Here is a 25318-nt window from a genome sequence, read left to right as displayed (position 1 = left end):
AGAACAACACACTATATGGAAGAAAGGTATTCGTATGAAATCAATTTTATCGTTTTTAAAGCCGTATCGGCTGTCCGTTGTCTCCATTGTGATCCTCACCTTTTTAAGCAGTATGCTCCAGCTGTATTTACCGACGCTTACGGCAGATATCGTCGATGTCGGGATCGTCCAAGGAGATATTGCTTACATATGGAAGGTTGGCGGCTGGATGGTGGCCTGTTCTTTACTTGCCATCTTACTCACGATCTGGAAGTCCTACTTGTCATCAAAGACTGCACTTGGCTTCGGGCGTGATATGAGAAGACAGCTATTTGTGCATGTCGAACAATTTTCATTAGAAGAATTTCAAAAGATCGGAACGTCTTCCTTTATTACAAGATCAACAAATGATGTAAAACAAGTCCAAGATGTCACGATCATGATTTTACAAATGATGACGAGAGCCCCGCTTATGCTTGTCGGCGGAATTATTTTAGCTGTATCACGCGATGCTGTCCTGTCTCTCATCTTTTTAGCAGCACTTCCCCTTCTTGGCGGATTTATCTATTTGGTGTCGAGAAAAGCCATTCCGCTCTTTGGCCAGCTTCAGAAAAAAACAGACCGGCTGAATTTAATTATGCGAGAATCTCTTTCAGGCATCCGGGTCATTCGTGCTTTTAACCGAGTAGATGATGAAAAGGAGCGTTTTCAAGAAGCCAACACATCCTACAAGGATACCGGCCTTAGAGTCAACCGTTTAATGGCTTACTTGTTTCCATTTATGCTGATTATCATGAACTTCACGAATATCGGCATTGTCTGGCTAGGTGCAAACCGAATTGATGCCGGAGAGATGGAAGTAGGGAATCTCATTGCCTTTATCCAATATGCGATGATGATTTTGATGGCACTGATTATGCTGTCGATGAGTTTTATTATGGTCCCAAGAGCACAAGCATCAGCTAAACGGATGAACGAAGTGTTAAACATGGAACCGAAAATTCAAGACAATGAAGGAACGGTTCCTAACCTGCGCGCGCCAGCACAATCCATTCGCTTTGAGGATGTGTCATTTTATTACTCAAATGCTGAAAAGCCGGCAGTTCAAAACATTTCGTTCGAAGCCAAAACTGGCGAAACGACAGCTATTATTGGAAGTACAGGTTCAGGGAAAACCACTCTTCTCCAGCTAATGACGCGCTTTTACGAAGCAACTGAAGGCCGGATTACACTAGATGGTGTAGACATTAGAGAGCTGCCTCAGGAGAAACTAAGAGGCCAGATGGGCTATGTTTCTCAAAAAGCGGTTTTATTTAGTGGAACCATTGCCGATAATGTGCGCTTCGGCAGGCAGAATGCAAGCGATGAAGACGTCTGGCAGGCGCTGCGAACGGCGCAGGCAGAAGAATTTGTTTTGCAAAAAGATGGCGGCATCGATGCGGAAATTGACCAGGGTGGATCGAATCTATCTGGCGGTCAAAAGCAGCGTCTTTCTATTGCAAGAGCGCTAGTGAGAAAGCCGTCATTCTATCTGTTTGATGATAGTTTTTCAGCACTTGATTATAAAACAGATGCGAAGCTTCGGGCATCATTAGAAGCTGAAAAAGCGCATGCAGCCCTCATCATTGTGGCGCAAAGAATCAGCACAGTGAAGCATAGTGATAAAATCATCGTACTAGATGATGGGAAAATCGCAGGTATCGGTACACATGAACAATTACTGAAGGAGAACCTTGTCTATCAAGAGATTGTTGCATCACAGGAAGGTCAGGAGGTGGAGCGAGGATGAGTAAAAAAATGTCTTCCGGCATGGGTCATAAAGGCGGCCACCCTAGAGGACCTGTCGCAAAACCAAAGGAATTTAAGAAAACACTGCTTCGTTTGATTGGCTATTTAAAACCAAGGAAGATTCAATTGATCATTGTCTTCATTGCAGCAGTCGGTTCAACCGTCTTTAACGTCATTAGTCCAAAGCTACTCGGGGATGCCACCTCTTCCCTGTTTGACAGCTTTACACAAGGAACAGCTGTACAATTTGATGTCATTTCACGAATCTTATGGCTGCTTGTCGTGCTATACGTCGTTGCTGCTCTCTTTTCATTCGTTCAGCAATATGTCATGGCGGGTGTCTCCCAACAGACCATTGCTGAATTACGGCAAGAAGCAAATGACAAGCTCACACGTCTCCCCCTTCGGTATTTTGATAAAACAACCCACGGGGACACGCTGAGCCGTGTAATGAATGATATCGATAATATTAATACTTCGCTTCAGCAGGCACTCACCCAAGTGATTACATCTGTTATTACAGTTATTGGGATTGTCGTCATGATGCTATTGATTAGTCCGCTGCTGACCTTGCTTGTTTGTTTAACACTGCCGCTCAGCCTGTTTGCCATTCGCGGCATTACGTCATTTTCTCAAAAACATTTTAAAGCGCAGCAAAAAGAGCTAGGAATGATCAATGGACATATTAATGAAATGTTCACAGGGCATCAAACGGTTCGTGCATATGGCTACGAAAAGAAAGCGATCGATACATTTGATCAATTAAACGAGCAGCTGTATGAATCATCAAGGAAAGCACAGTTCATTTCTGGCTTAATGATGCCAGTGATGACGTTTATCGGGAACCTCGGCTATGTGGCAGTCAGTGTAGCCGGCGGTATTCTTGTGATTAACGGGAATATTCGTGTCGGAGATGTGCAGGCGTTTATTCAATACACGCAGCAAATGTCTCAACCGCTAGTGCAAGCATCAAGTGTCGCCAACTTGGTTCAATCAGCGATTGCTTCTGCTGAAAGGGTGTTTGAAATTCTGGATGAGAAAGAAGAAAGTCCCGAGGAAGATGCAGCGATTGATCTTGAATCACTTTCAGGCGATGTGAGCTTTGAACAAGTTCAATTCGGATATGAAAAAGACCATCCAATTATTAAAGATTTGACTTTAGATGTAAAAGAAGGTCAAACGGTTGCGATTGTTGGGCCAACAGGCGCAGGAAAAACAACCATCATCAATCTTTTAATGCGTTTCTATGAATTAGATCAAGGCTCTATCCGCATCGGCGGTGTCAAAACAACTGACCTCAGCCGTCATCAAGTACGCGACTTATTTGCGATGGTTCTTCAGGATACGTGGCTTTTTGAAGGGACGATTCACGACAATATTGCCTATGGCAGGCAGAACGTCTCAAAAGAGGATGTCATCAAAGCCGCCAAACATGCTTATGCTGACGACTTCATCCGCACGCTTCCAAACGGATATGACACACTCTTAACAGAAGATGCCGGCAATCTGTCCCAAGGTCAGCGCCAGCTATTAACCATCGCCCGTGCAATTTTATCTGATCCAAAGATCTTAATACTAGATGAAGCAACGAGCAGTGTGGATACACGAACAGAGATGCACATTCAAAAGGCGATGAATGAGTTGATGAAAGGCAGAACGAGCTTCGTTATTGCACACAGACTTTCGACGATCAAAGATGCCGACCTTATTCTAGTCATGAAAGATGGCACTATCATTGAAAAAGGAACGCACAGCGAACTCTTAAAACAAAATGGTTTCTATGCAGACTTATATATGAGCCAATTTACGGAGAATCAAGTCGGTTAAAGATAAAAAAGGATAGACACGCATCCATGCGGTCTATCCTTTTTTGGTTACTCTAAACGCTTTTTCACTTTTACACTGAGTTTCGTTATATACTCTGCTTCATCTTTAGACATGAGTGAATGAAGCAAATACTCCTCAAATACATCTCCATCCAGCATCATGTCCTTTTTCTCAATTTCATCTAACAAGCGCGAATAAGCAGATTCAATCACTTCATATGATCCTTGATCATACATCACCGCATAAAGGCCCGCAGGTTTTTTAACTGCTTCCGGCGCTTCCATTCGGCAAAACAACTGATCTGACTGATGATATTGACGCTGAAGGAACTGCTCCTTCTTTAAGACAGCTCCATTTGCCGCAGCCCCTTTTATGCCAATTTCCTTTAGAAAATGTCCAACAATACGAGATATTTCTTCTACGGATGTATTCATGTCAATCGGGTTCGGTGCACTTAATACAACTGGTTCTTCTGGCAGCTCTTGAAACAAGACCTCCCCCATTTTGACAGATGATAGTTCCTGCGTCGTCTCCATGACCCGCATAAGAAAAGACTGGATATCTTGAAGTTTTTCAATCTCTTGTTTGACCTTTTCTATTTGTTCAGCTGCTAGGCTTTGGAGCCTTTCTCGGGAAGGCTCAGTGAAATATTGTTTTAACTCTTTTATCGGAAATTGCACAGCTCGAAGGGATTGAATCGCTATAAAATGATCAAATTGCTCAAGTGTATAGTATCGGTACCCATTTTCATGAACACCAGCTGGCTTAAATAAATCAATTTTATCGTAATAAAACAAGGTGTCTTTCTTTACATCAAATAGCTTGGCAAATTCTCCAGTAAAAAATGTTTTTTGCACATCATTTATCATAACTAAGGCTCCCCTCTTGACTATGGAGTTACTCCACCCTTTATGATAACATGCAGAACACCACTACGCTTGGAAAGGATAAAAACATGAACAACATCACTCAACATGAAGTGGCATTAGAACTTGCAAAAAAAGAGGACTTCCCTTTTATGAAAAATGAGCTACAGAAAGCTTTTACAGCTGGTGTGATTGACGCATTTGGCGATGCGCATGATGGACCGACTCCTCCAGGTGAAGTGATTGATGAATCTTTTCATTCGAATGAACACATCGTTTACCATATTATGCTAAATGGCGAAAAAGCAGGCGGCGTTGTCATTAAAATCAACCAAGAGACCCACCACAACTCAGTTGACTTATTATACATCTCTTCATCCTCACACGGAAAAGGCATTGGTCAGGCAGCATGGAAAGCCATCGAGGCACAATATCCAGAAACGATTGTTTGGGAGGTTGTGACCCCGTATTTTGAAAAACGCAACATTCATTTCTATGTCAATAAGTGCGGCTTTCAAATTGTGGAATTTTATCATATGAAACATCCAGATCCGAACGCACCTCATGCAGCTGATCAAGAAACTAAGCCTTCAGCACCTGAAGAATTTGAATTTTTTAAATTTGAGAAAGTGATGAAGAAAACCTGCTCTAGCTAATAAATATCAGCATCAAAAAACACTACCCCATGAAAAAAGGTAGTGTTTTTTGAATCTCATCTAGCTTCTAATCTGACCGTCACCCGACAGAAGCAGCTTCGTTGTCGTGAGTGCTGGAAGTCCCATCGGACCTCTTGCATGCAGTTTTTGAGTAGAAATGCCAATTTCAGCCCCATATCCAAGTGCACCTCCGTCTGTAAAACGGGTAGATACGTTATGATAAACCGCCGCCGCATCGACTTCGTTTAAAAACTTAAGTGCCTGCTCTTCATCCTCTGTCACGATGGCTTCTGAATGTTTTGTACCGTACTCTTCAATATGGTGGATCGCTTCCTCGATTGAATCGACTACCTTTACTGCAAGATCAAGACTTAAATACTCATCTGTCCAGTCCACTTCCTCAGCAGGAATGGCGTTTGAAAAATGAGACAGTGCTTCCTCGTCGCCATGTACGGTGACATGGTGCTCTAGCAGAGCTTCATTCAACGATGCCGCATTTTCTTTCAGCCAATCGCGATGGATGATTAGCGTCTCAAGTGCATTACATACAGCCGGACGATTCGTTTTTGCATTGATGACAATCTCAATGGCTTTTTTCACATTGGCTGTTTGATCAATAAAGACATGACAGTTTCCTGTTCCTGTTTCAAGGACAGGAATGGTAGATTGTTCAACCACGGTTTTGATTAAAGAAGCTCCGCCTCGCGGAATTAAGACATCGATCCATTCTTTTAGATGAAGCATCGCTTGAACCGATGAACGGTCTGTTTGTTCTATCAATTGCACCGCATCACGCGGAATCTTTGTTTGATCTAATGCTTCATGAATAACACTTACAATGGCTTTGTTGGAAGAAATAGCGGAGGAACCGCCTTTTAAAATCACTGCGTTGCCTGCCTTAAGGGCAAGCCCTGCTGCATCGACAGTGACGTTCGGTCTCGCTTCATAGATCATCCCGATCACGCCGAGCGGTACTCTTCGGCTTTTCACATGCAAGCCGTTCTCAAGAGTCCATTCATCCAATATTTCTCCAACAGGATCTGTTAATCTCGTCACAAGCCGCAAGCTTTCGGCAAACTCATGAATTCTTTCTTCATTTAACATTAAACGATCCAAGAGTGCCTCTGAAAATCCCTTTTCCTTCCCGGCATCTATATCCTTTTCATTCTCTTGCAAGATGAACGTGCTATTTTGTTCTAACGCTTCTGCTAGTTTCAGCAGTGCCTCGTTTTTATCCTCTGTATGAAGTAAACCTAGTTTTTTTGAAACGTGCTTTGCTTTTTTCGCTTTTTCTTTGACCGATGTGACAACTTCAGCTGTCAGTGTCATGGAATTCCTCCCTTTTGGTTAGCAAACTGGTATCGATAAATCTAAATGACAAACAAAAGCTTCAAGATCGACGACATGAACCACTTCATCCTGCAACGAGTCACTGCTCAGTGCAAGTTCGTCAGATGGATAATTCACAATACCAAGCCCGATTTCTCTTCCATCTTGATCTAAAATGCGGACGACATCGCCTTTTTTAAACGAACCCTTTACATTGACAATGCCACCCGAATCAAGGCATTTCTCCCTATGCATGAGGTGTTCCTGCGATTTCTTTTGAACAACAATCTCGCCTTTTGGTCCAGAATGAAAGGCAATCCACTGCTTCTTGTAATTCAGCGGTGCTAAATTTTCATCCGCGGTAAAATAAGTGCCGTCCTCTGTTCCATTAATGGCTTTGTCTAAAATGTGAGGCGTATCCGCTTTGCCTAAAAAGCCGTTAATGCCAGCTGCCATTGAAATTTTAAACGCATCGAGCTTTGATTTCATTCCGCCTGTGCCCACACTGCTGCCTGCATCTCCAGCTGCTGCTTCGATGTCTTCTGTGATGTCTGTGACTTCAAGAATTCTTTTCGCATTCGGATTTGTATGCGGGTTCTCTTCATACAAGCCATCAATATCAGATAAAATGGCAAGGAAATCCGCGTCAATGAGTCCAGCTACTTTTGCAGACAATGTATCGTTATCTCCAAACTTCAAGCGGTTAATCGTCACTGTATCATTTTCATTGATAATCGGAATGATGCCTCGATCTAATAACACATTCATCGTGTTGCGCACATTTTGATAGCGCGTTTCATCTGAAAAATCACTTCTTGTGATTAAAAGCTGTGAGGCAATATAACCGTGTGATAAAAATAAAGTAGAATATGATTCCATTAAAAGGCCTTGCCCAATTGAGGCAGATGCCTGTTTTTCCGGCAGTGTTTTGGGTCTATCGATAAATCCTAGTTTTCGGTAACCAGCTGCAACCGCACCAGATGAAACCAAAATGACTTCGTGTCCTTCATCTTTGAGTTTTACAATTTGATTGACGAGGTTTTCTAGTTTTTTTAAACTAATCTCCCCTTGAAAGCTAGTAAGTGAGCTGCTTCCGATTTTTACAACAATTCGTTTTCTCTCTTTATCTGCGTACACCTTATCACTCCTGTACCTGGGCTCTATTTATTATATAGATACTTTTTGTTTTTGCTGTTTGCTGATCTCTTTTGATCGGTTGGCAGCATGTTTGACGGCCTGCTTGATTGCTTCTCCTCCGCCAAAATCATCTAATGCATTCAGTCCTGCAGCTGTTGTTCCATTTGGTGACGTAATTTTCTCTCTCAGAGTAGAAGGGTCTTCCTCTGTTTCTTGCAACATTTTCGCAGCACCGAGAAGTGTCTGCGCGCCAATTTGGCGAGACAATTCCTTAGATAAACCTGCTTCTTCTCCTGCTTCTTCGATTCTTTCCATTAAGAAATAAAAATAGGCTGGTCCGCTTCCGGCAATTCCAGTGAAAATATCCATTTGCTCTTCCTGAATGGTATACACTTCGCCCATTTCAGATAAAAGAGCCTGACTCATGCTGATATGGTCGTCTTTCACATAACGTCCAGCACATAAAGCGGTCGCTGAAGCCCCGATCGTACTTGACGTATTCGGCATGACCCTCATCACGGGCTGTCCTTCATGCAGCATATCTTCAATATACGATTGCTTCACGCCTGCAAGGACAGACATGATCAGCTGGTCTCTCCGAATATGAGGTTTTAACAATTCAAGTGCTGTTTCAGCATCCTTTGGCTTCATGGCCAGGATCAGTATATCCATTTCTTCAAAAGGAAAAGAATCCATTGTGGCTGTTTGTATTCCGTAACGTGTCGTTAGTTCATTCAATCGAATTTGATTTTGTCTGTTTGTTGCGTAAATTTGGCCTAGTGGCATTTGTCCTGATCGCACAATCCCGGCAATCATTCCTTCCGCCATAGAACCTGCTCCAATGAAAGCAACTTTCTTTTGATCAATGATATTGATCCTCTCCCTTGTTCGCTTTTTGTTCGTGTTTTTCGCACGTTAGTTATCGTAACATGATGAGAAATCGTGTCAAGAAAGAGCCAGCGCTTTTCAAAAGTCCCGAATACGCGTTCAACCGCTTGCTGTATGTATACTGACTGCGCTTTTGCAAAACAACATTTTAGATCAAAAGTACTATTCGTATTTGCATCATAGTACCCTTTCGTTCGACTGAATTCCCCATTTTATTTTTGGTTTCGGTGACTTCAATTCTATTTTTTAGAAAGCGCTATCATTTTTAATGACTTTCTATTTTCCTATACGATGAATGCGCTTGAATCTTCCGATTAGACTATTGACATATTTTAGAAAACATGTCCGTTGAAATGATATTTTACGGGTGATACCGTGAAAGGGAAACTAAGTGAAAAAGGAGCGTTCATAATGAAAGTGAAAGAAAACTATATCAATGTCATTCCAATGAAAGAAATCCGTTCGACCGATGACCTTCTTTTCCCGTTCCCTATTTACAATGAGCTACGTGCCCAGAGTGATATTAGATATGATGAAACAAGAAAGTGCTGGGATCTCTTTCGATATGCGGATATCCAGTCTGTTCTGAAGCAGCCAAAAGTGTTCTCATCACAGCGAGGAAGAAGCACAACGAAAACGAGTATTTTAACGATGGACCCGCCAAAGCATACAAAAATGAGAGCACTCGTCAATAAAGCATTCACGCCAAAAGCGATTAAACAATTAGAAGATAACATTAGAGACCTGACACATGACCTGCTGCAACAAGTCAAGGAACAGCGTACGTTTGATATCGTCCAAGATCTAGCAGCTCCCCTGCCTGTCATGATTATTGCTGAGCTTCTCGGCGCAGAGGTAAAGGATAGAGCGTTCATTAAGAAACATTCTGATGCCCTAGTAGCAGGTGCTAAGGATGAATCAAAAGAAGCCATTCAAGCAGTAGTCGATATGCAGAAACGCGCAGAGGAAGAGCTGTCCGCTTATTTTGCTCACTTGATCCAAAAACGAAAAGAATCCCCTGCTGATGACCTGATCTCACTTCTTATTCAAGCAGAAATCGATGGTGAGCGTTTAACCGAGAATGAACTACTTGGTTTTTGCATTCTATTACTTGTTGCTGGTAATGAGACAACGACCAATTTGATTACTAATGCAGTAAGACTGCTAACAGAGCAGCCGCATATCGCTGAAGCAGTACGGCAAGACCCCTCTCTTATTCCTCAATTGACCGAGGAAACGCTACGCTATTATCCGCCTGTTCAAGCCATTGGGCGAATCGCGGCCGAGGATGTTGAGATTGCAGGCTCAAAAATTAAAAAAGGAGACTATCTCATTAGCTGGGTTGCTTCAGCAAATCGTGATGAACAGAAATTTGACGATCCGGATACGTTCCGTCTTGACCGGAAATCAAACCCGCATATGAGCTTTGGCTTTGGCATCCATTTTTGTCTCGGTGCACCGCTTGCCCGTCTTGAGAGCAACATTGCCCTTGAGGTTTTACTCCAGACGTTTCAAGACATCACCTGTGCGGCAGATCAGCTAAAACCTATTCAAAGCACATTTGTTTTTGGGGTAAAAGAATTTCCTGTACAGGTCACCCGTTTTTAAAAGTCCCTTTTGAGGGGCTTTTTTTCATTTTCTTCAATTCATCATCTCTTTCTTACCTTCCACCTCCGAACATGCTAAAATAAAGTCCATATAAAGTGATAACGGATTTCAGAAAAGGAGCCAAAAATTCATGACCGATTATACAGCAATGAAAGACGGAATATTCAAATCAGTTTGTTCGTTAGATTGCCCGGATCAGTGCGGTCTGTTGATACATAAAGAAAATGGAAAGATCGTAAAAGTGCAGGGAGATCCAGACCACCCCGTCACCCAAGGCAACATATGTAATAAAGTGCGGAATGTCACAGCCCGTTTATATGATGAAAAGCGACTGACCACTCCTTTGAAGCGTGTTGGCCGCAAAGGCGATGGACAATTTGCTCCGATTACGTGGGAAGAAGCCATTGAAACCATTCAGCAAAAATGGACAAAACTGATTGAAGAAAAAGGTCCAGAAAGTATTCTGCCTTACAGCTTTTATGGGAATATGGGCAATCTGAATGCAGAAGGCATGGACCGCCGTTTTTTCTATCGTCTTGGTTCAAGTCAATTAGACCGGACCATCTGTCAGTCAGCAGGAACGACTGGCTATAAATATACAATGGGTGCAAGCATTGGGACAGATCCAGAAGAGACCATTCATACGAAACTATTCATCTTTTGGGGGATCAATGCCGTGTCGACCAATATGCACCAAATCACCCTCGCACAAAAAGCGCGAAAGCAAGGAGCAAAGATTGTCGTGATTGATGTACACAAGAACCAAACCGGACGGATGGCAGATTGGTTCATTCCGCTTCGACCTGGTACTGACAGTGCCCTTGCCCTTGGCATCATGCATGTTCTTTTTAAAGAAGGACTGACAGATGAAGCCTTTTTAGAATCTTATACAACCGGTCATAAGGAGCTGCGTGAGCATGTGAAGCAGTATGATCCAGACACTGTTGAGGGCATCACGGGGGTTTCTAAAGAGGACATCCTTACACTTGCAAGAATGTACGCAGAAACATCGCCGTCTCTCATTCGCATTGGCAATGGTTTGCAGCACCATGATAATGGCGGAATGAGTATTCGAACCATTTCCTGCCTCCCTGCCCTGACTGGTCAGTGGCTCCACAAGGGCGGCGGTGCGATGAAATCAAACTCTTCTTTTCTCAGCTATAATGAAACAGCTCTTCAGCGGCCAGATTTATTAAAGGAACGCACGCCAAGATCATTTAATATGAATCAGCTAGGCAGTGTGCTGACGAATGCAGCGCCTTCCATTGATTCACTCTTTGTCTACTCGTGCAACCCAGCTGTTGTGACGCCTGAAGCGAATAAAGTAAGAGAAGGTTTGCTGAGAGATGACTTATTTACAGTCGTTCACGACCTATTTCTAACAGAGACAGCTAAGTATGCAGACATTGTTCTGCCGGCAACATCCGCCTTTGAAAATGAGGATTTCTATACATCATACTGGCACCATTATATTCAAATTCAAGAGCCAGTGATTGAACGCTATGGAGAAAGCAAATCCAATACAGAAGTGTTCCGCTTGTTAGCCCATGCGATGGGCTTTGAAGATGAAGCCTTACGCGAGACAGATGCGGAACTCATGGAACAAGCCCTTCATCATCCAGAAAATCCGCATTATGAGGACATTTCATACGAGACATTAAAAGAAAAGAAATGGATCAAAGCAAAACGAGGACCTTTCCAAGACTTAAAGCTCTCTACCCCGAGCGGCAAAATTGAGCTTTATTCTGAACAAATGAAAAAAGACGGATATCCGGCGCTTCCTACCTACGTGCCCCTTTATCAGGAAAGCGAATATCCGCTTACCTTTATACCGGGACCGAATCATAATTTTCTTAACTCGACCTTCTCACTTCATGAAAAGCATCAAAAGCTTGAGAAGTTCCCGAAGCTTCATATGAATGAACAAGATGCAAAGGCAAGAAAAATTGAAGATGGTGACATGGTGCGTGTGCTCAATGACCGAGGAGAATGCGAGCTTGTCGTGTCAGTCGGTCACAATGTATTACCTGGTGTTGTGGTCAGCCAAGGATTATGGGCAGATCAAAAAGGCAAAAAGCATCTAGTTAACGGGCTAACACCTGATCGGCTGGCAGATATGGGCGGCGGTGCGACGTTCTTTTCTGGCAGAGTGGAAGTTGAAAAATGATCATAGACAGAAGAAAAGCCAGCAAAAACTGCTGGCTTTTTTCATTTCGTTTTATCGAATAATCAGCTGGTTGGTCATCACATTCGCACTTCCGTTGCTTCGGTAGCCTTCTACAGTTAATGCTGTTTCATACATTTTCCCCATTGGCATACCTAGGCTTTCCCATTTTCTGAAATGCTCACTGACGGATACAGTACCGCTCGTACGTTTTGTTTGACGTACACTCCAATATTGCTTAAAGGTAGCGTCTCCAATAATAGAAGGCTGATTGACACGTAGCGTTTCATAAATGTCATATGTGCCTCCATCGGCATAAAATGATCCTTTATACGTTCCTGTTGGGCGATAGGTGCCCCATGACTCAACAATGTAGTATTCAGCTAATGGAGATTGTGTCCAGCCATAGACACATAAGTAGGAATTCCCGCCTGGGTTAAAGGCTGCGTTGTAATTGATGGAGATGTTGCCAAGTTGATGATGAGTTTTAGTGGAATCAAACTTCTTCCCTTTTCGAAACAAAGCATTTCCGATATTGTTCCATTGTGCGCTAAATGCCCCGCCGTTATTGAGTGTCATTGCGGTATTTCCGTAATCCTTCCATAATTCAAAATCGTACCCGCTGTGATTGCCTATTCTATTGTCATAAATCGTTTCCGCATGAGCTGGTACAGCCGTCAGTGTCAGCACAAATCCAATACACATCACAAACAATAGCCTCAATCTTTTCAAGTTCATTTTCCATCCATCTCCTTTTTTCATTAAAATTGTTCTGCCTACTCTAAGATGAAGCGAGCTCATCACCTCCTTTCATGTCACCCTTTTTGCTAGACGGAACGGTATTGTTCTAACCCGGCATGGATATCTCTTGTTTGTGTATAGATCTTTTGATACAGATGAAACAGATCATCATATATACTTGCATGCTGCTGCTCTGGCTCATAGACAGCTGCTTGATGGATAAACTGTTCCGCACATGCTTCAAGCGACGGATACCAGCCGCAGCCAACGGCGGCCAGTATCGCTGCTCCTAAAGCAGGCCCTTGTTCATTGTCTAACTGGATGACCTCTGCCTGAAAAATGTCTGCTTGCATTTGAAGCCATGTCCGGCTTCTCGCACCGCCTCCAATGGAAACAATTGAATCTATGTGTTTCCCAGCTTGCCTGAATAAAGCGATCGATTCATTTAACGAGAAAGTAATCCCTTCTAGCACAGCCCTAACGACATGTGCCCTTTCATGCCGGCTGTCTAATCCAATCAAGCTTCCACGAATGATAGCATCCGCATGAGGTGTTCTTTCCCCGACTAAATATGGCGTGAAGAGCAATCCATTTGCTCCTGGCGCGACATAAACCGCACCCTCTAAAAGTGATTGGAACGATTCCTCTGGAGCCAGTAAATGTTTTATCCAGTTAAGGCTATATCCTGCTGAAAGGGTCACACCCATTGTGTAGAAAGCGTCTTTTTTTGCATGATGGAACAAATGCAGGTTTCCTTGAAGCTCTCTTTCATGATCCTCTTCGTAAGAGAGAATGACCCCAGATGTGCCAATACTGCATAACGTGCGGCCAGAGGATAAAATACCAGCACCAATTGCTCCGCAAGCATTGTCTGCCCCGCCAGCAAAGACTTTTGCACCCTCTTCGATCCCCGTCTCACGTGCAATGTGCGGAAATAGTGTACCAACCTCTTCCTCTGATGAGATCAGTGGCGGACAAATATGAGGAGGAATATCAAATGCCTGACAAATTTCTTCACTCCACGCTTGCTCTCCAATATTTAATAACAAGGTGCCAGCCGCATCAGAATAATCGATATGAACAGAACCTGTTAATCGAAATCTGACATAATCTTTTGGGAGTAAAAACATGTCGATTTGTTGATCAATTTCTGGCTCATGCTCCTTTACCCATAATAATTTTGGCAGTGTGAATCCTTCAAGCGCTTGATTTTTCGTGATCTGTTGGAGCCGTTCCCCCAGTTTTTTTGTAATATGTGTACATTGCGCTGTCGTTCGTGTATCATTCCATAAAATTGCAGGGCGGAGCACCTCGCGGGATTCATTTAAAAGAACCAGACCATGCATCTGTCCAGAGAAGCTGATGCCCTCTACTTTCTTTGAAAGGACAGGCTGCCTTGCCATCAGTTCTTTCATCGCAGCCACTGTTTGCTCAACCCATTCCTCTGGGTTCTGTTCACAATATCCAGGTTTATCTTGAATGAGGCGGTAAGGCTTAGTGGCCTCGCCGCACACCTTTCCATTCTCATCTACTAATATGGCTTTGACTCCGCTCGTTCCAAGATCAATTCCCATCACATACTTCATGTCTTCACTCCTTCAAAACAGGTCCGCTTCTTCAATCAATCTTCTAACAAGTATTGATTTAACCGGGCTTTTAACTGTTCCTCTCTTCCCGATTCGTTACTGATTAAAGGGTGCTTGAGCGCATACTCTTCTAATGTATGAAAGTTTGCCTTTCCTTCTGAAATGTCACGGCCAATCCCTTCAGAAAAACTGCGATATCGGTGCTTGATCACATCTTCAAACACACGATCTTCTATGAGTCTATGAGCCACCCGCAGTCCTTTTGCGAATGCATCCATGCCCGCAATATGGGCATACAAAATATCTTCAAGCTCAAAAGAAGCTCTTCTCACTTTTGCATCAAAATTGAGACCGCCAGTTCCTAGTCCGCCATTTTGCAGAATTTCATACATGGCAAGAGTTGTGGCATATAAATCGGTTGGAAATTCATCCGTGTCCCAGCCAAGCAGCGTATTCCCTTGGTTCGCATCCACAGAACCGAGCAATCCATGTATTCTTGAGACGCGTAATTCATGCTCAAACGTATGACCAGCAAGCGTCGCATGATTGGCCTCGATGTTCAATTTAAAATGTGAATCTAGTCCGTATTGCTTTAAAAAGGCAATAGATGTCGCTGCATCTGCATCGTATTGATGAGTGGTTGGCTCCTTTGGCTTAGGCTCAATTAAAAATTGGCCAGTGTACCCAATTTCCTTTGCATAATCAACAGCCATATGCAAAAATGACGCCATGTGATCAAGCTCTCTTTTCATATCTGTATTCAGCAGAGTATCGTACCCTTCTCGTCCTCCCCAGAAAACGTAATTTTCTGCGCCAAGTTCTTTAGCTGTTTCGATGCCTTTTTTCACCTGTGCGGCTGCATAGGCAAAGACATCTGCATGACAAGATGTCGCTGCGCCGTGTACAAATCTAGGATGCTTGAACATATTGGCTGTATTCCACAGCAGCTTGACTCCGCTATCCCGCATGTATTCTTTCATTCTTTCTAAAATGATGTCTAATTGCTGATTCGTCTCTTGAAGCGTATCTCCCTCCGGTGCAATGTCACGGTCATGGAAGGAAAAATACGGAACATCCAATAGATCAAACAGTTGAAAGGCTACTTCCAATCTAGCTTTTGCTAAATCCATTCCGCTATAGGAGTCCCAGGCTCTCTGCATCGTACCAGTTCCAAACATGTCTGTTCCATCAGCAGTCAATGTATGCCAATAAGCGACTGAGAAGCGCAGGTGATCTTTCATTGTTTTTCCGCCAATCATTTCACTTGGATCATAGTGTTTAAAAGCGAGTGGATTTTTTGATTGTTTTCCTTCAAATTGTATTTTTCCGATTCCTTCTAAGCTGTGTAACGTTTTCATATTTGAGTTGGCCATCTTTTATTCCTCCTATGAATATACTTTGTAAGTTGATTCAACAAACTAATGTTCAATTGATGATCCATTCACTTTGAATTTTCCATATTTTTTAGTTTTTTAGAAATATTTTCGTTATAATAAAGTTAAAATCATCCTTCTTACAGATTACATGCGTAGAAAAGCAGCTTTTTTCTTCACTTAATCTAAAGACGAAACAAATGGAGTGGATAACATGGATATCGCTGATCAGAACTTTGTGAAAAAAATAAATCAAAAGCTATTATTAAAAGAAATTCTCCAGCATGCACCAATTTCTAGAGCTAAATTATCTGAACGCACTGGGTTAAATAAATCGACTGTTTCCTCTCAAGTGAGTACATTAATGAAAGAGCAACTCGTCTATGAGATCGGTCAAGGTGAGTCTAGCGGCGGGAGAAGACCGGTTTTACTGATGTTTAATAAACGTGCTGGCTGCTCCATCGGGATTGATGTCGGCGTTGATTATGTCAATGGCATTTTAACCGACCTTGAAGGGTCCATCCTTCAAGAAGAACAGATCAAGCTCCCATCAAGCGCTCCTGATGTGACCATACGCATATTAACTGAATTAATACAGCAGTTGAAGGCCCAAATCCCTTCTTCCCCATATGGGCTCATAGGTATTGGCCTATGTATACCTGGGCTAGTGGATGCCGATCAACAAATCGTGTTTACGCCGCATTCTAAATGGAAAAATGTTGACATGAAAACAACGCTCCAAGACGCATTCCAAGTACCCGTCTTCATTGAAAATGAAGCAAATGCCGGTGCATATGGTGAAAAAATCTTTGGTGCCGCTAAACATTATGATCATTTGATCTATGCCAGCATCGGCACCGGCATTGGAATCGGGATCATTATCAATCATCATTTATACAGAGGTGCATATGGCTTTTCTGGTGAAATGGGACATATGACCATCGACTTTAATGGACCAACATGCAGCTGCGGAAACCGTGGTTGCTGGGAGCTGTATGCATCTGAGAAAGCCTTGTTTCAGTCCCTTCAAACAAATGATCAGCCCATCTCTCATCAAGAATTGGAAAAGCTGGCGACGTTAAATGACATGAAAACCCTCAATGCCCTGCGCAACTTTGGCTTTTACCTTGGGGTTGGTCTCACAAACGTCCTCCATACCTTTAACCCGCAAGCGATTATTTTACGAAACAAGGTGATTGAAGCGCAGCCAACGGTTCTACGTGTGATTCAAGAGGAGGTCTCCTCCAGGATGGATACTCAATTCAGTTCACATGTCGAGCTGCTTCCATCGTCATTAGGACACAACGCACCAGTATTAGGGATGACATCTCTCGTCATTGAAGCTTTCCTGCAAGATGCCACCCTCTCACCATGACAAATTCATAGATAAAAAAGACAGCTCTTACCGTGTTGTCTTTTTTTATTTATCTGTTTCCTCATAACGGAAATAGTTGAAATCAGCAGGAAGACGCTCGCCACTTGTATCCTGGCACTGCATGCCGACAAATGCCCCTGTAAAAAATCCTCCTCCTCGAATGAAGTCATCAGATAGGTGGCTAGATTCAAATATCACATCAATTTCCTTCCAGTCTTTTTGATCAAATGAATAAGAATAGGTATATGTTTCTTTCTGAACGGTCACTTTTAAATACACATAGGTGACCTCCTCTGGAATGACGATTTTTTGTGCCAATGGCTGAGAAAAGGAAAGGTTTTGACAGGCAGATAATTCAAGAATGCGGCCAAGTTCCTCGTCATATGTCACCTGAAGCGCTGTCCAATTTTCCGTATTGTAATAATTCACAAGACCAGCGGCTTGCTGAAAATTCTCTGGATAGAACAACACAGCTGTCTCTGCTTCAAAATAAAAGCTTTGCCAGCGCCTTGCAACAAAGGCTTGAGTAAACTTAGATGTTAGAGATTCGTGACCATATAACCTTAAATGCTGAGGTTTTTCCGTTAATGAACCGATCTGTTCAGTAAAAGGAATTCTTAATGTTTGAAAGTGTCTATTTAACGTTGATTCTTTAAACTCATCGACTGTATGGTAGGTAGGAGCAAAAACCTTTTCGTTGATCGCTGGCGCTTCAACCTCCAGCGTTCCTTCTTTTCCGCCCACAACATACGGCCAGCCATCCTTCCATTCAAGCTTTTGAATCGCTGTTTCTCTTCCTAAAGGACACCACCCTCTTTGCTGAAAAATAGATTCCTTGCTTGATTGAATGGGGCGGCCAGTCAGATGAGCGAGATACCACTCATTTGTGTGCGTTTGAACAATGGAAGCATGACCGCATTTTTGAAGCGGATGTTCAGGTGAGTGAAAAGCACTTAAAATTGGGTTATCAGGATGAACCTCATAAGGCCCTTCAATCTGCCGGGAACGGGCAATTGTTGCCGCATGCTCGTACCTGGTGCCTCCTTCTGCTGTTAATAAATAATAGTAATCACCGATGTGATAAAGATGCGGTGCTTCTGTCAATTTAATCGGTGTGCCTTTAAAAATGACCTTCCGCTGACCAATGAGTTTCTTTTCCGTCACGCTATATTCCTGCAGGGCAATACCCGCAAAGGAATGGTGCTTTTCTCTATGATCCCACAGCATATTTAAGACGTATTTCTTCCCGCTTTGGTCATGAAATAAAGAGGGATCAAAGCCAGAGCTATTAAGCTTAACCGGCTCACTCCAATCACCATCAACTTCACTTGCCGTAACCAAATAATTATGACCATCTTTAAATGGACCATCCACTACTTTGATATCTGAATAAATGAGCCAAAACTGACCATCTGCATAGCTTAGGCACGGTGCCCATACTCCGCCAGAATCAGGATTTCCTTTCATGTCCAGCTGCGACGTTTTTTGCAAAGGACGCGCAGCAAGCCGCCAATGGACGAGATCCTTCGAATGATAAATTTGTACCCCTGGAAACCATTCAAATGTAGAGACCGCCATGTAATAATCTTCTCCTACACGGCAAATACTTGGGTCCGGGTTAAATCCTTTGAGTACTGGATTGGTGATTTTCATTCAACTTCCTCCTCTTTCACGACCTACATTTTAAAATCATCCATATGATCGATATATACTTGATCCCTATTCTCAAGCTCCCTCACGACTTTTTGGTGCTCTTCTTCATCTAGGTTATAAAAATTAATATCAATCATCGCTAAAATCAGTAAGCATACAGGAATCACTGTTACCGTGATTAAAATGCCAAGCAATGCTTCTGGCGTCTGCACTTGGTTTGCAACATAGCCAAATCGATCGAGTACAAGCCCCGGAACAATCCCGCCTAATGCCATCCCAAATTTAAAGAAAAATCCAATGACTGCGTAGATCAGTCCGCCCATCCTTTTTCCAGTTTTATATTCGCCATATTCAACAGTCTCAGGAATGAGCGCCCACATGTAAGCACCCGCTGTAATACTCCCCGCAGCAGCAACAAGCCTGAAAATCAGTATTAAAGTGATTTGACTCGGCGGTATCACAAGTAAGGCAAGAAGACCTACTATATTCAGCGATAAAGAATAATTCAGCAGCTTTTTCTTTCCTAACAGCTTGTGCAGCTTCGGAATAAATGGCAGCACCATTAAAGCTGGCAGACTGCCAATGAGTCCGTACCATTTCACTAAATCTTCACTGCCAAGGTTATACGTCACATAATAGATCCCAACAGAGTTGCTGATCGAGTTCACACCAAAAATAATAATAAAGAAAATGCTTAATACAACAAGCGGGCGATTCACTCGTAACTGGACAAAGATATCACTGAATTTAATCTTTTCCTCTGGCTTTTGAAGCGTGACACGTTCATTCGTGCTTTTAAAACAGAAAATCAGTAATGCGCCGCCAAGAACGCCGAGAAAAGCCATCGTCATCTGCCAGCCAAGTGCTGTATTTCCTGTCGTATCACTTAAAAAGGTCGCAAGAAAAGGAACAAAAAAAGCAACAACTAGACCACCTAGATTGGCAAACACCATACGAACGGACGTAATACTGACAACCTCTTGGTTATTTCTTGTCATTGCGGAAGTTAAAGCACCATAAGGAACGTTGATGAATGTGTATGTAAGCGATAAACCAACATACGTGATGTAGGCATAAATGAGTTTACCCATTTCGGAAAAATCAGGTGTTGTAAAGCAAAGAATGGCAAGTACGACAAAAGGAAATGCACCGAATAACAAATAAGGTCTGAATCTACCAAAACGGCTGTTCGTCCGGTCTACCAATGCACCAATAAATGGATCTGCAAGCGCATCGATGGCGCGAACAACCAAAAACATCGTCCCTGCTGCTGCCGCTGATAAACCGTACACATCTGTATAGAAAAATAATAGATACGTAGAAACAGTAGCGTAAATCAAATTACATGCGAAATCCCCTGAAGCATATCCCACTTTTTCAGACATACGAATCTTCTTTAAATTCTCACTAACCATGAGCTTTCTCCCTTCTTCACTTAGCCTCTTCTAACGAACAGATGACGGAGGGCAGCAGCAATCAATACAGGGAATATAAAGCGCTTTCAATTTGTTATAAAAATGTAGCTGAACATCTCTTCCTTTCAGCTTAGCCCAAATGCGCAGCAAAACAGTCGAATGACAGAATCATCTCCTTCAATATAGGGATCAATACTTGAAATTCATCTTAGTTTATTGACCAAACAAACTAAGATGAATTCATTTTATAAAATCTGATCTGACTTTTCAATATATTTTGAAAAAATAATCCAAATAATCGATTTCTTGTCATTCATCTTGTGAAATGACAAGAAAATCTGAAAGAATTCATTTAAAGGTTGCATTCAAGCTCATCCCATGCTATATTAATCAAGCGATGAGCTGAATTGTGTAAGTCGGGTAACATGTCTCTTTGAGACACACACGAATGTGGCGTGTGGTTATTCCGCCTCAATACGCAAAAGACATCTTCTTAGGAAGATGTCTTTTTTCTTACCCTATTTTTGTTCCATTCTCAACCGGTTCATCTGTCGCTAACAACACCACGTCTTCTTTTGACGGCATGCCTCCTAAGACAAGCACTTCTGATTTGAACCCTGCAATTCTTCTTGGCGGGAAATTAACGACCGCTACGATTTGTTTGCCGGTAAGATTTTCCGCTGTATAACGCTTCGTCAACTGAGCACTAGATTGCTTCACACCAATTTCTTCACCAAAATCAATCTTGAGCTTCAACGCAGGCACTCTTGCCTCTGCAAAAAATTCTGCTTCTATGATCGTCCCAACGCGAATATCTAACGCCAAAAACTGTTCAATATCTGCCATCTGACTCTCTCCTCTTCATAAAAGGTAACGTAATCTATTGATTATTCATTGTAGCACATTCATTTTGTCATAGAGGAGGTTCAAAAAGCCTATACAGCGTTAAAATCACCTTTATAGTTTACATAATAAATTTATTGTCGTGTATTAAATGTTTGCATCCTGAAAATGAATTCAGTAAAATGGCAAATAATCCTACTGCTTCCTCCCGAATATATTGGGGAGGGTTCACACTTGTTTACATTATCGGATATGTGGACGTTTTGCTGGTCGTTTTTTGTCATTCTTCCTATCGTTGCCATCCTGCATCAGCTTGGCCATATTGTGGTCGCGTGGATGTTTGGAGCAAAGGTTTCCTTTGCGCTTGGCAGAGGGAAAAAAGTGTTGAAAGTAGGCGTCGTTGAAATTAGACGAATCTATTTTCTAGATGCATTTTGCCACTATGAAGAAATGAGGAAAAACAACCGATTGTCGCACATTCTTGTCTACTTAGGCGGTTCATTATGCAACCTGCTCAGTGTTCTCATACTGAACACAATGATCGCCAATGATTTCCTGCCAGAGCACCAATTTTTCTATCAATTTGCTTACTTCTCAGTCTACTATGTATTTTTTGCACTGCTGCCAGTCCAGTATGCAGATCATCATCCGAGTGATGGGCAAGCGATTGTGAACATCATTCGGCACGGTGAACCATGCGACATCATTGACTAACATGATGACTTTCACTGTCAATATGATAATGAATCGTTAAAAAAGGAATACCGAACAGCTTCATTTGATGTACCGCTGTGAGACTTTGATCTGTCTCCGGCTTCATATGAAAGCTTTCTTCCATTGGCAGTTTCATGGTGATAAAAGGCGTATGCAAATACAATCCTTCGTCACCGGTACTGCCTTTTGGACATGCGCTTTTTAATAGAAAATCTTCTTTCTCATTAAAAGGCTTTAAAATAGCTGTCAGCTGAGAATACGGAAGTGGCAGCGCAATATTCATATAACCCGCAGCTGCATCGTAATGAAGAGCATAAAGTGCAAAAAAGACTTGCTCTCCTTTTACATTGTGACGTATCCAAGCCCGAACATTTTCCCTTTCTTCCTTCGGATGTTGAAATCTAGTCAGACGTCCCTGCATCTCATATGGATGACGAGATAACCCCAAATAAAGCTGACCTATTTTCTTAAACACTGGCTGAAGTAAAAAAACAAACGGCCTTACCCACCAATGAAAGCTGACGGCTGCTTTTAATGTAAAAGCCATAGGGTCTTCATAAAATCTGCGAATCACAGGTGAGACCCTGTCAGCTGAAAATGTCGTTCCATTTAATTCATCAAGCGAATCGACTAAACCCAGCTTCTCATGGTTATGCACGCTTTCCTCTTGAAAAGAGATCAGTTGAAACCGGCCATACACTTTGGAAATCGGAAAGTTCTTCTGCTTTAATTGATCCTTCGGTCCTTCAATCAGCCAGCCAATCAACCCCGGCAAAATCACAAAAAAAGCATTGATACTGCCATGAAACCAAATCATCTGATCCATGCTGATGTAGGTCACACGCATCAGCATACCAGCGGAATAAAGAAGTGATAACACGATCGTCCCCATTAAAACTAAGCTAGAAAACACAACAAGACCTTTTGCCAAAGTCGACCGAAATCTTGTTTTCATACAAAGGATGCCATATATGTAGAGCGCCATTACATAAAGAATGACGCTGAACGTATCAAATAGACGGGAAAAGCTAATCCCCACAGCAATCATCACAGGCGACAGCAAAATCACCCAGCCTGCCGCTTTGTATAAAGCTGTCTCTTTTATTCGCTGCCTTCCTAAAAATCCATAAAAAAGCGGGATAAAAAAAGCCGAGTAATGAAAATGAATAGCGGTCAAAAGAACAATGATCGGCGAAAATGTCATCACCTGTATATCTGCTGTGTACAGCCAAAACCACAGACCGCCTAAAGCGAGATACATCCATGCGCCATCAATCATCAGCTCATGAAGCGGAAAGATTCCTCTTTCCAGCAAACGACAAAAGCCAAATAACGCCAATAAGATTGTATATAAAAGCCATCCCGATGCAAACCAAGCGGAATGATAGATAAAAGCAGCGGTTGCACAAAGAGCCGCTAGTGGAAAGGCTTTCATTAAAAAGCCGATCAGCCTCTCTGGCTTGTGTTTCTTCCCTTCTTTCTCAAAAAAGTGTAAGGCAGAGGGAACAAAAAATAGAATTGCCATGAGAACAAAAAATTCTGCTACCCGGCCTGTCATGAAACGGGTGGCGATAAAACAAGACATGAAGATCAGACTGGATGTCAAATGCCACTTATTCATCATGAGACACCCTTTCTGTAAAACGGCCTTTATATGTAAAAAGAGTACCAAACAGGCGATTTTTCACGTGGACATCAATGGTATATTCACCTACATGTTCATCGTAGCCTTCCGTTACATCTGACACACCATAAAGCCATGAAGGCAGCGGCCATTCCCTGCCGAACATCAAAAACTTCTGCCGGCCGGATTGGATGTGTAAGAAACCATGCTTTGTTACTGTAAAATGAAGCTCTGACACAAGAAGTCTAGGCTTTCCAAAGTAGTCTAGTACTGTATGACTCTTCTGATCAATGATCATATCTGCATCAAAGTGCCGCTCCTTCTTTGGGAAATAAAACGTTCGATACCAGTGCATCCCTTCCTCTCCCTTATGTGTCACAAAGGGATCATTGACAATTTGGAAAGGAATGTCTTTTCCTCTTTCAGGGAAAAAGCACCGAAACAAAGAACCAATTCTAAAAATAAATCGAATGAGTCTTGACCCGCCGCCTATTTCCTCCATGGTGCCTTCAGCAGAAAACGCGCGATTGTATCTCTCTTTTAGCTTTGGATGCAGCTTATCGTAATCCTTTACTTGATGACGATGAACGACCATGTCTACCTCCCCTTTTTCGTTTGATGGAAAATACATCTACACAATCTTTTAGATTGATCATACCTGCAATCGACAAAATGAAAAATGCACTCATCACAAGCGGCTCATGAAGCGTCGTTTGCGGGGATAGGACCCCTATACAAAGCATGATGAGAAGAAACATACTTTGAAAAATGAATAGATATTTCTTTGTTAGCTTGGGAATTAGCCATGATACGCCTAAAAGCGCATAAAACAATCGGAAACTCGTGCTATGATCAAAAGCCGAATGTGAAAAAGGAATGACCGCTTGGCATAGCCAGACGATGGCAAACAGCAAACAAATCCCGTAATGAGCAAGTGTTCTCTCTAGCAGCAAACGGGGATGCGTTCCCTTTTCAAGCCACGTCTTTAATGCCCCAAAACTAAAGGCTGTCATAAACCCGATCATTGGGCGAAAAAGAATTCGGTCTGCCCATGTCCATCCTTTTCCTTCTTTCGTTTTGTAATCAAATTGAGTTTGAAACACAATGTGGTCGCTTGTTTTCATATACTTCCAGTAGCCGCTGCCTTCTTTGATAAAAGACAATGGGTGTGACGATTTGAAATGAAGTGAGGATGCCCGCTCATTCCGTTCATCCATCATTCTTGTTCGATAAGCTCCTGTCCCTGTGACACTTAAACCAAACCCAAGATGCTTTTCATACAAAAAGGATTGGGGCTGTTCATTTTGAGGTTCATTTAATGAAATGGTTGAAAAGCGCAAATCCCATTGTTCATGAAGCTTTGGATTTTGCGTATACTCCCATACTTTCTCTATCGGTGCATGAATGGTTGTTTCCACATAAACGGGCTTTCTTTTCATCTGCCTCTACTCCTCTATGTGAATTATTTCACATAATAAGCATACCATGTTTCACAAAACTGTCAAATGTTTATTCTTTTTTTGTCAAAAAATTGGTTCAAGATGGTCGCCTCTTTAACATATCGGTTCACTACCAAAAAAAGACCTGTCAATGAGACAGATCTTCCAGCGTGTAGACAAACCCTCGCATTCGTTGTCAGATCTGCGCGCTGGTGCTCACGAATGTTGAATTCGCTCCGCTCCAGTGCTCGATCTTCCTAGACTTCAAGGGTTTTCAATTCACGCTGAAAAGAAGACAAAGGGCTAAAATAAA

The 25318-nt window shown here is 42.4% G+C and carries 20 protein-coding genes; 7 read left to right on the top strand and 13 right to left on the bottom strand.

The window, feature by feature from the left end; all coding sequences use genetic code 11:
* Nucleotides 1-34: 34 nt before the first annotated feature.
* Nucleotides 35-1768, top strand: a complete 1734-nt coding sequence (locus MHH40_RS01160; RefSeq protein ID WP_050943952.1) for an ABC transporter ATP-binding protein — start codon at nt 35-37, stop codon at nt 1766-1768.
* Nucleotides 1765-3594, top strand: a complete 1830-nt coding sequence (locus MHH40_RS01155) for an ABC transporter ATP-binding protein (RefSeq protein ID WP_050943951.1) — start codon at nt 1765-1767, stop codon at nt 3592-3594. The genes MHH40_RS01160 and MHH40_RS01155 overlap by 4 nt, the downstream gene beginning before the upstream one ends.
* A 47-nt stretch (nt 3595-3641) precedes the next feature.
* Here the strand turns inward: MHH40_RS01155 and MHH40_RS01150 are convergent, their stop codons facing one another.
* A complete protein-coding gene (locus tag MHH40_RS01150) occupies nt 3642-4463 on the bottom strand; it encodes a MerR family transcriptional regulator (protein ID WP_050943950.1) in 822 nt (273 codons plus the stop codon).
* Between the two features lie 86 nt (nt 4464-4549).
* Between MHH40_RS01150 and MHH40_RS01145 the strand changes: the two genes are divergently transcribed.
* Nucleotides 4550-5116, top strand: a complete 567-nt coding sequence (locus MHH40_RS01145) for a GNAT family N-acetyltransferase (protein ID WP_050943982.1) — start codon at nt 4550-4552, stop codon at nt 5114-5116.
* Between the two features lie 60 nt (nt 5117-5176).
* Here MHH40_RS01145 and MHH40_RS01140 read toward each other — a convergent pair whose 3' ends face one another.
* From MHH40_RS01140 to proC, 3 genes are read right to left on the bottom strand one after another with little or no spacing between them, the layout of a single operon-like run.
* On the bottom strand, nt 5177-6445 hold the full coding sequence (locus MHH40_RS01140) for a glutamate-5-semialdehyde dehydrogenase (RefSeq protein WP_050943949.1): 1269 nt from the start codon (nt 6443-6445) through the stop codon (nt 5177-5179).
* Between the two features lie 18 nt (nt 6446-6463).
* Nucleotides 6464-7582, bottom strand: a complete 1119-nt coding sequence (proB, locus tag MHH40_RS01135; RefSeq protein WP_050943948.1) for a glutamate 5-kinase — start codon at nt 7580-7582, stop codon at nt 6464-6466.
* A 30-nt stretch (nt 7583-7612) separates the two neighbouring features.
* A complete protein-coding gene (gene proC / locus MHH40_RS01130) occupies nt 7613-8410 on the bottom strand; it encodes a pyrroline-5-carboxylate reductase (RefSeq protein ID WP_050943947.1) in 798 nt (265 codons plus the stop codon).
* Between the two features lie 471 nt (nt 8411-8881).
* On the opposite strand from proC, the gene MHH40_RS01125 reads away from it, so the two are divergent.
* Nucleotides 8882-10078, top strand: coding sequence for a cytochrome P450 (locus MHH40_RS01125; RefSeq protein ID WP_050943946.1), 1197 nt, complete (start codon nt 8882-8884; stop codon nt 10076-10078).
* A 130-nt stretch (nt 10079-10208) separates the two neighbouring features.
* Nucleotides 10209-12245, top strand: coding sequence for a molybdopterin oxidoreductase family protein (locus MHH40_RS01120; protein WP_050943945.1), 2037 nt, complete (start codon nt 10209-10211; stop codon nt 12243-12245).
* A gap of 51 nt (nt 12246-12296) precedes the next feature.
* Here MHH40_RS01120 and MHH40_RS01115 read toward each other — a convergent pair whose 3' ends face one another.
* From MHH40_RS01115 to xylA, 3 genes are all read right to left on the bottom strand, one after another.
* Nucleotides 12297-12980, bottom strand: coding sequence for a glycoside hydrolase family 11 protein (locus tag MHH40_RS01115; RefSeq protein ID WP_050943981.1), 684 nt, complete (start codon nt 12978-12980; stop codon nt 12297-12299).
* Between the two features lie 89 nt (nt 12981-13069).
* On the bottom strand, nt 13070-14569 hold the full coding sequence (gene xylB / locus MHH40_RS01110; protein WP_050943944.1) for a xylulokinase: 1500 nt from the start codon (nt 14567-14569) through the stop codon (nt 13070-13072).
* Between the two features lie 35 nt (nt 14570-14604).
* Nucleotides 14605-15942 (bottom strand): xylose isomerase, encoded by a 1338-nt coding sequence (gene xylA, locus MHH40_RS01105; RefSeq protein ID WP_050943943.1) that lies wholly within the window; start codon nt 15940-15942, stop codon nt 14605-14607.
* A gap of 214 nt (nt 15943-16156) precedes the next feature.
* Between xylA and xylR the strand changes: the two genes are divergently transcribed.
* Nucleotides 16157-17317 carry a transcriptional repressor XylR gene (gene xylR / locus MHH40_RS01100; RefSeq protein ID WP_050943942.1) on the top strand — a complete coding sequence of 387 codons (1161 nt, stop codon included), beginning with the start codon at nt 16157-16159 and terminating at the stop codon, nt 17315-17317.
* A 45-nt stretch (nt 17318-17362) separates the two neighbouring features.
* Here xylR and MHH40_RS01095 read toward each other — a convergent pair whose 3' ends face one another.
* From MHH40_RS01095 to csaA, 3 genes are all read right to left on the bottom strand, one after another.
* Complete coding sequence (locus MHH40_RS01095) at nt 17363-18970, bottom strand: glycoside hydrolase family 43 protein (protein ID WP_050943941.1); 1608 nt, start codon at nt 18968-18970, stop codon at nt 17363-17365.
* A gap of 23 nt (nt 18971-18993) precedes the next feature.
* The gene (locus MHH40_RS01090) at nt 18994-20385 is read right to left on the bottom strand and encodes an MFS transporter (protein ID WP_340900547.1); all 1392 of its coding nucleotides are present in this window, start codon (nt 20383-20385) and stop codon (nt 18994-18996) included.
* Nucleotides 20386-20898: 513 nt separating this feature from the next.
* Entirely contained in the window at nt 20899-21231 is a 333-nt protein-coding gene (csaA, locus tag MHH40_RS01085) for a chaperone CsaA (protein WP_003215734.1), read from the bottom strand.
* Between the two features lie 231 nt (nt 21232-21462).
* Between csaA and MHH40_RS01080 the strand changes: the two genes are divergently transcribed.
* The gene (locus MHH40_RS01080) at nt 21463-21942 is read left to right on the top strand and encodes a site-2 protease family protein (RefSeq protein WP_003216048.1); all 480 of its coding nucleotides are present in this window, start codon (nt 21463-21465) and stop codon (nt 21940-21942) included.
* On the opposite strand, the gene MHH40_RS01075 is transcribed toward MHH40_RS01080, so the two are convergent.
* From MHH40_RS01075 to MHH40_RS01065, 3 genes are read right to left on the bottom strand one after another with little or no spacing between them, the layout of a single operon-like run.
* Complete coding sequence (locus MHH40_RS01075; RefSeq protein WP_050943940.1) at nt 21932-23563, bottom strand: YndJ family protein; 1632 nt, start codon at nt 23561-23563, stop codon at nt 21932-21934. The two genes, MHH40_RS01080 and MHH40_RS01075, sit on opposite strands and share 11 nt — an antisense overlap.
* Nucleotides 23556-24161 carry a DUF4166 domain-containing protein gene (locus MHH40_RS01070; protein ID WP_050943939.1) on the bottom strand — a complete coding sequence of 202 codons (606 nt, stop codon included), beginning with the start codon at nt 24159-24161 and terminating at the stop codon, nt 23556-23558. The genes MHH40_RS01075 and MHH40_RS01070 overlap by 8 nt, the downstream gene beginning before the upstream one ends.
* Nucleotides 24124-25005, bottom strand: a complete 882-nt coding sequence (locus tag MHH40_RS01065) for a hypothetical protein (RefSeq protein WP_050943938.1) — start codon at nt 25003-25005, stop codon at nt 24124-24126. The genes MHH40_RS01070 and MHH40_RS01065 overlap by 38 nt, the downstream gene beginning before the upstream one ends.
* Nucleotides 25006-25318 lie beyond the last annotated feature (313 nt).

The organism is Bacillus sp. FSL K6-2431 (assembly GCF_038005165.1).
Taxonomy (GTDB): Bacteria; Bacillota; Bacilli; order Bacillales; family Bacillaceae; genus Bacillus; species Bacillus pumilus.
This window is presented reverse-complemented; position numbering and strand designations above follow the sequence as displayed.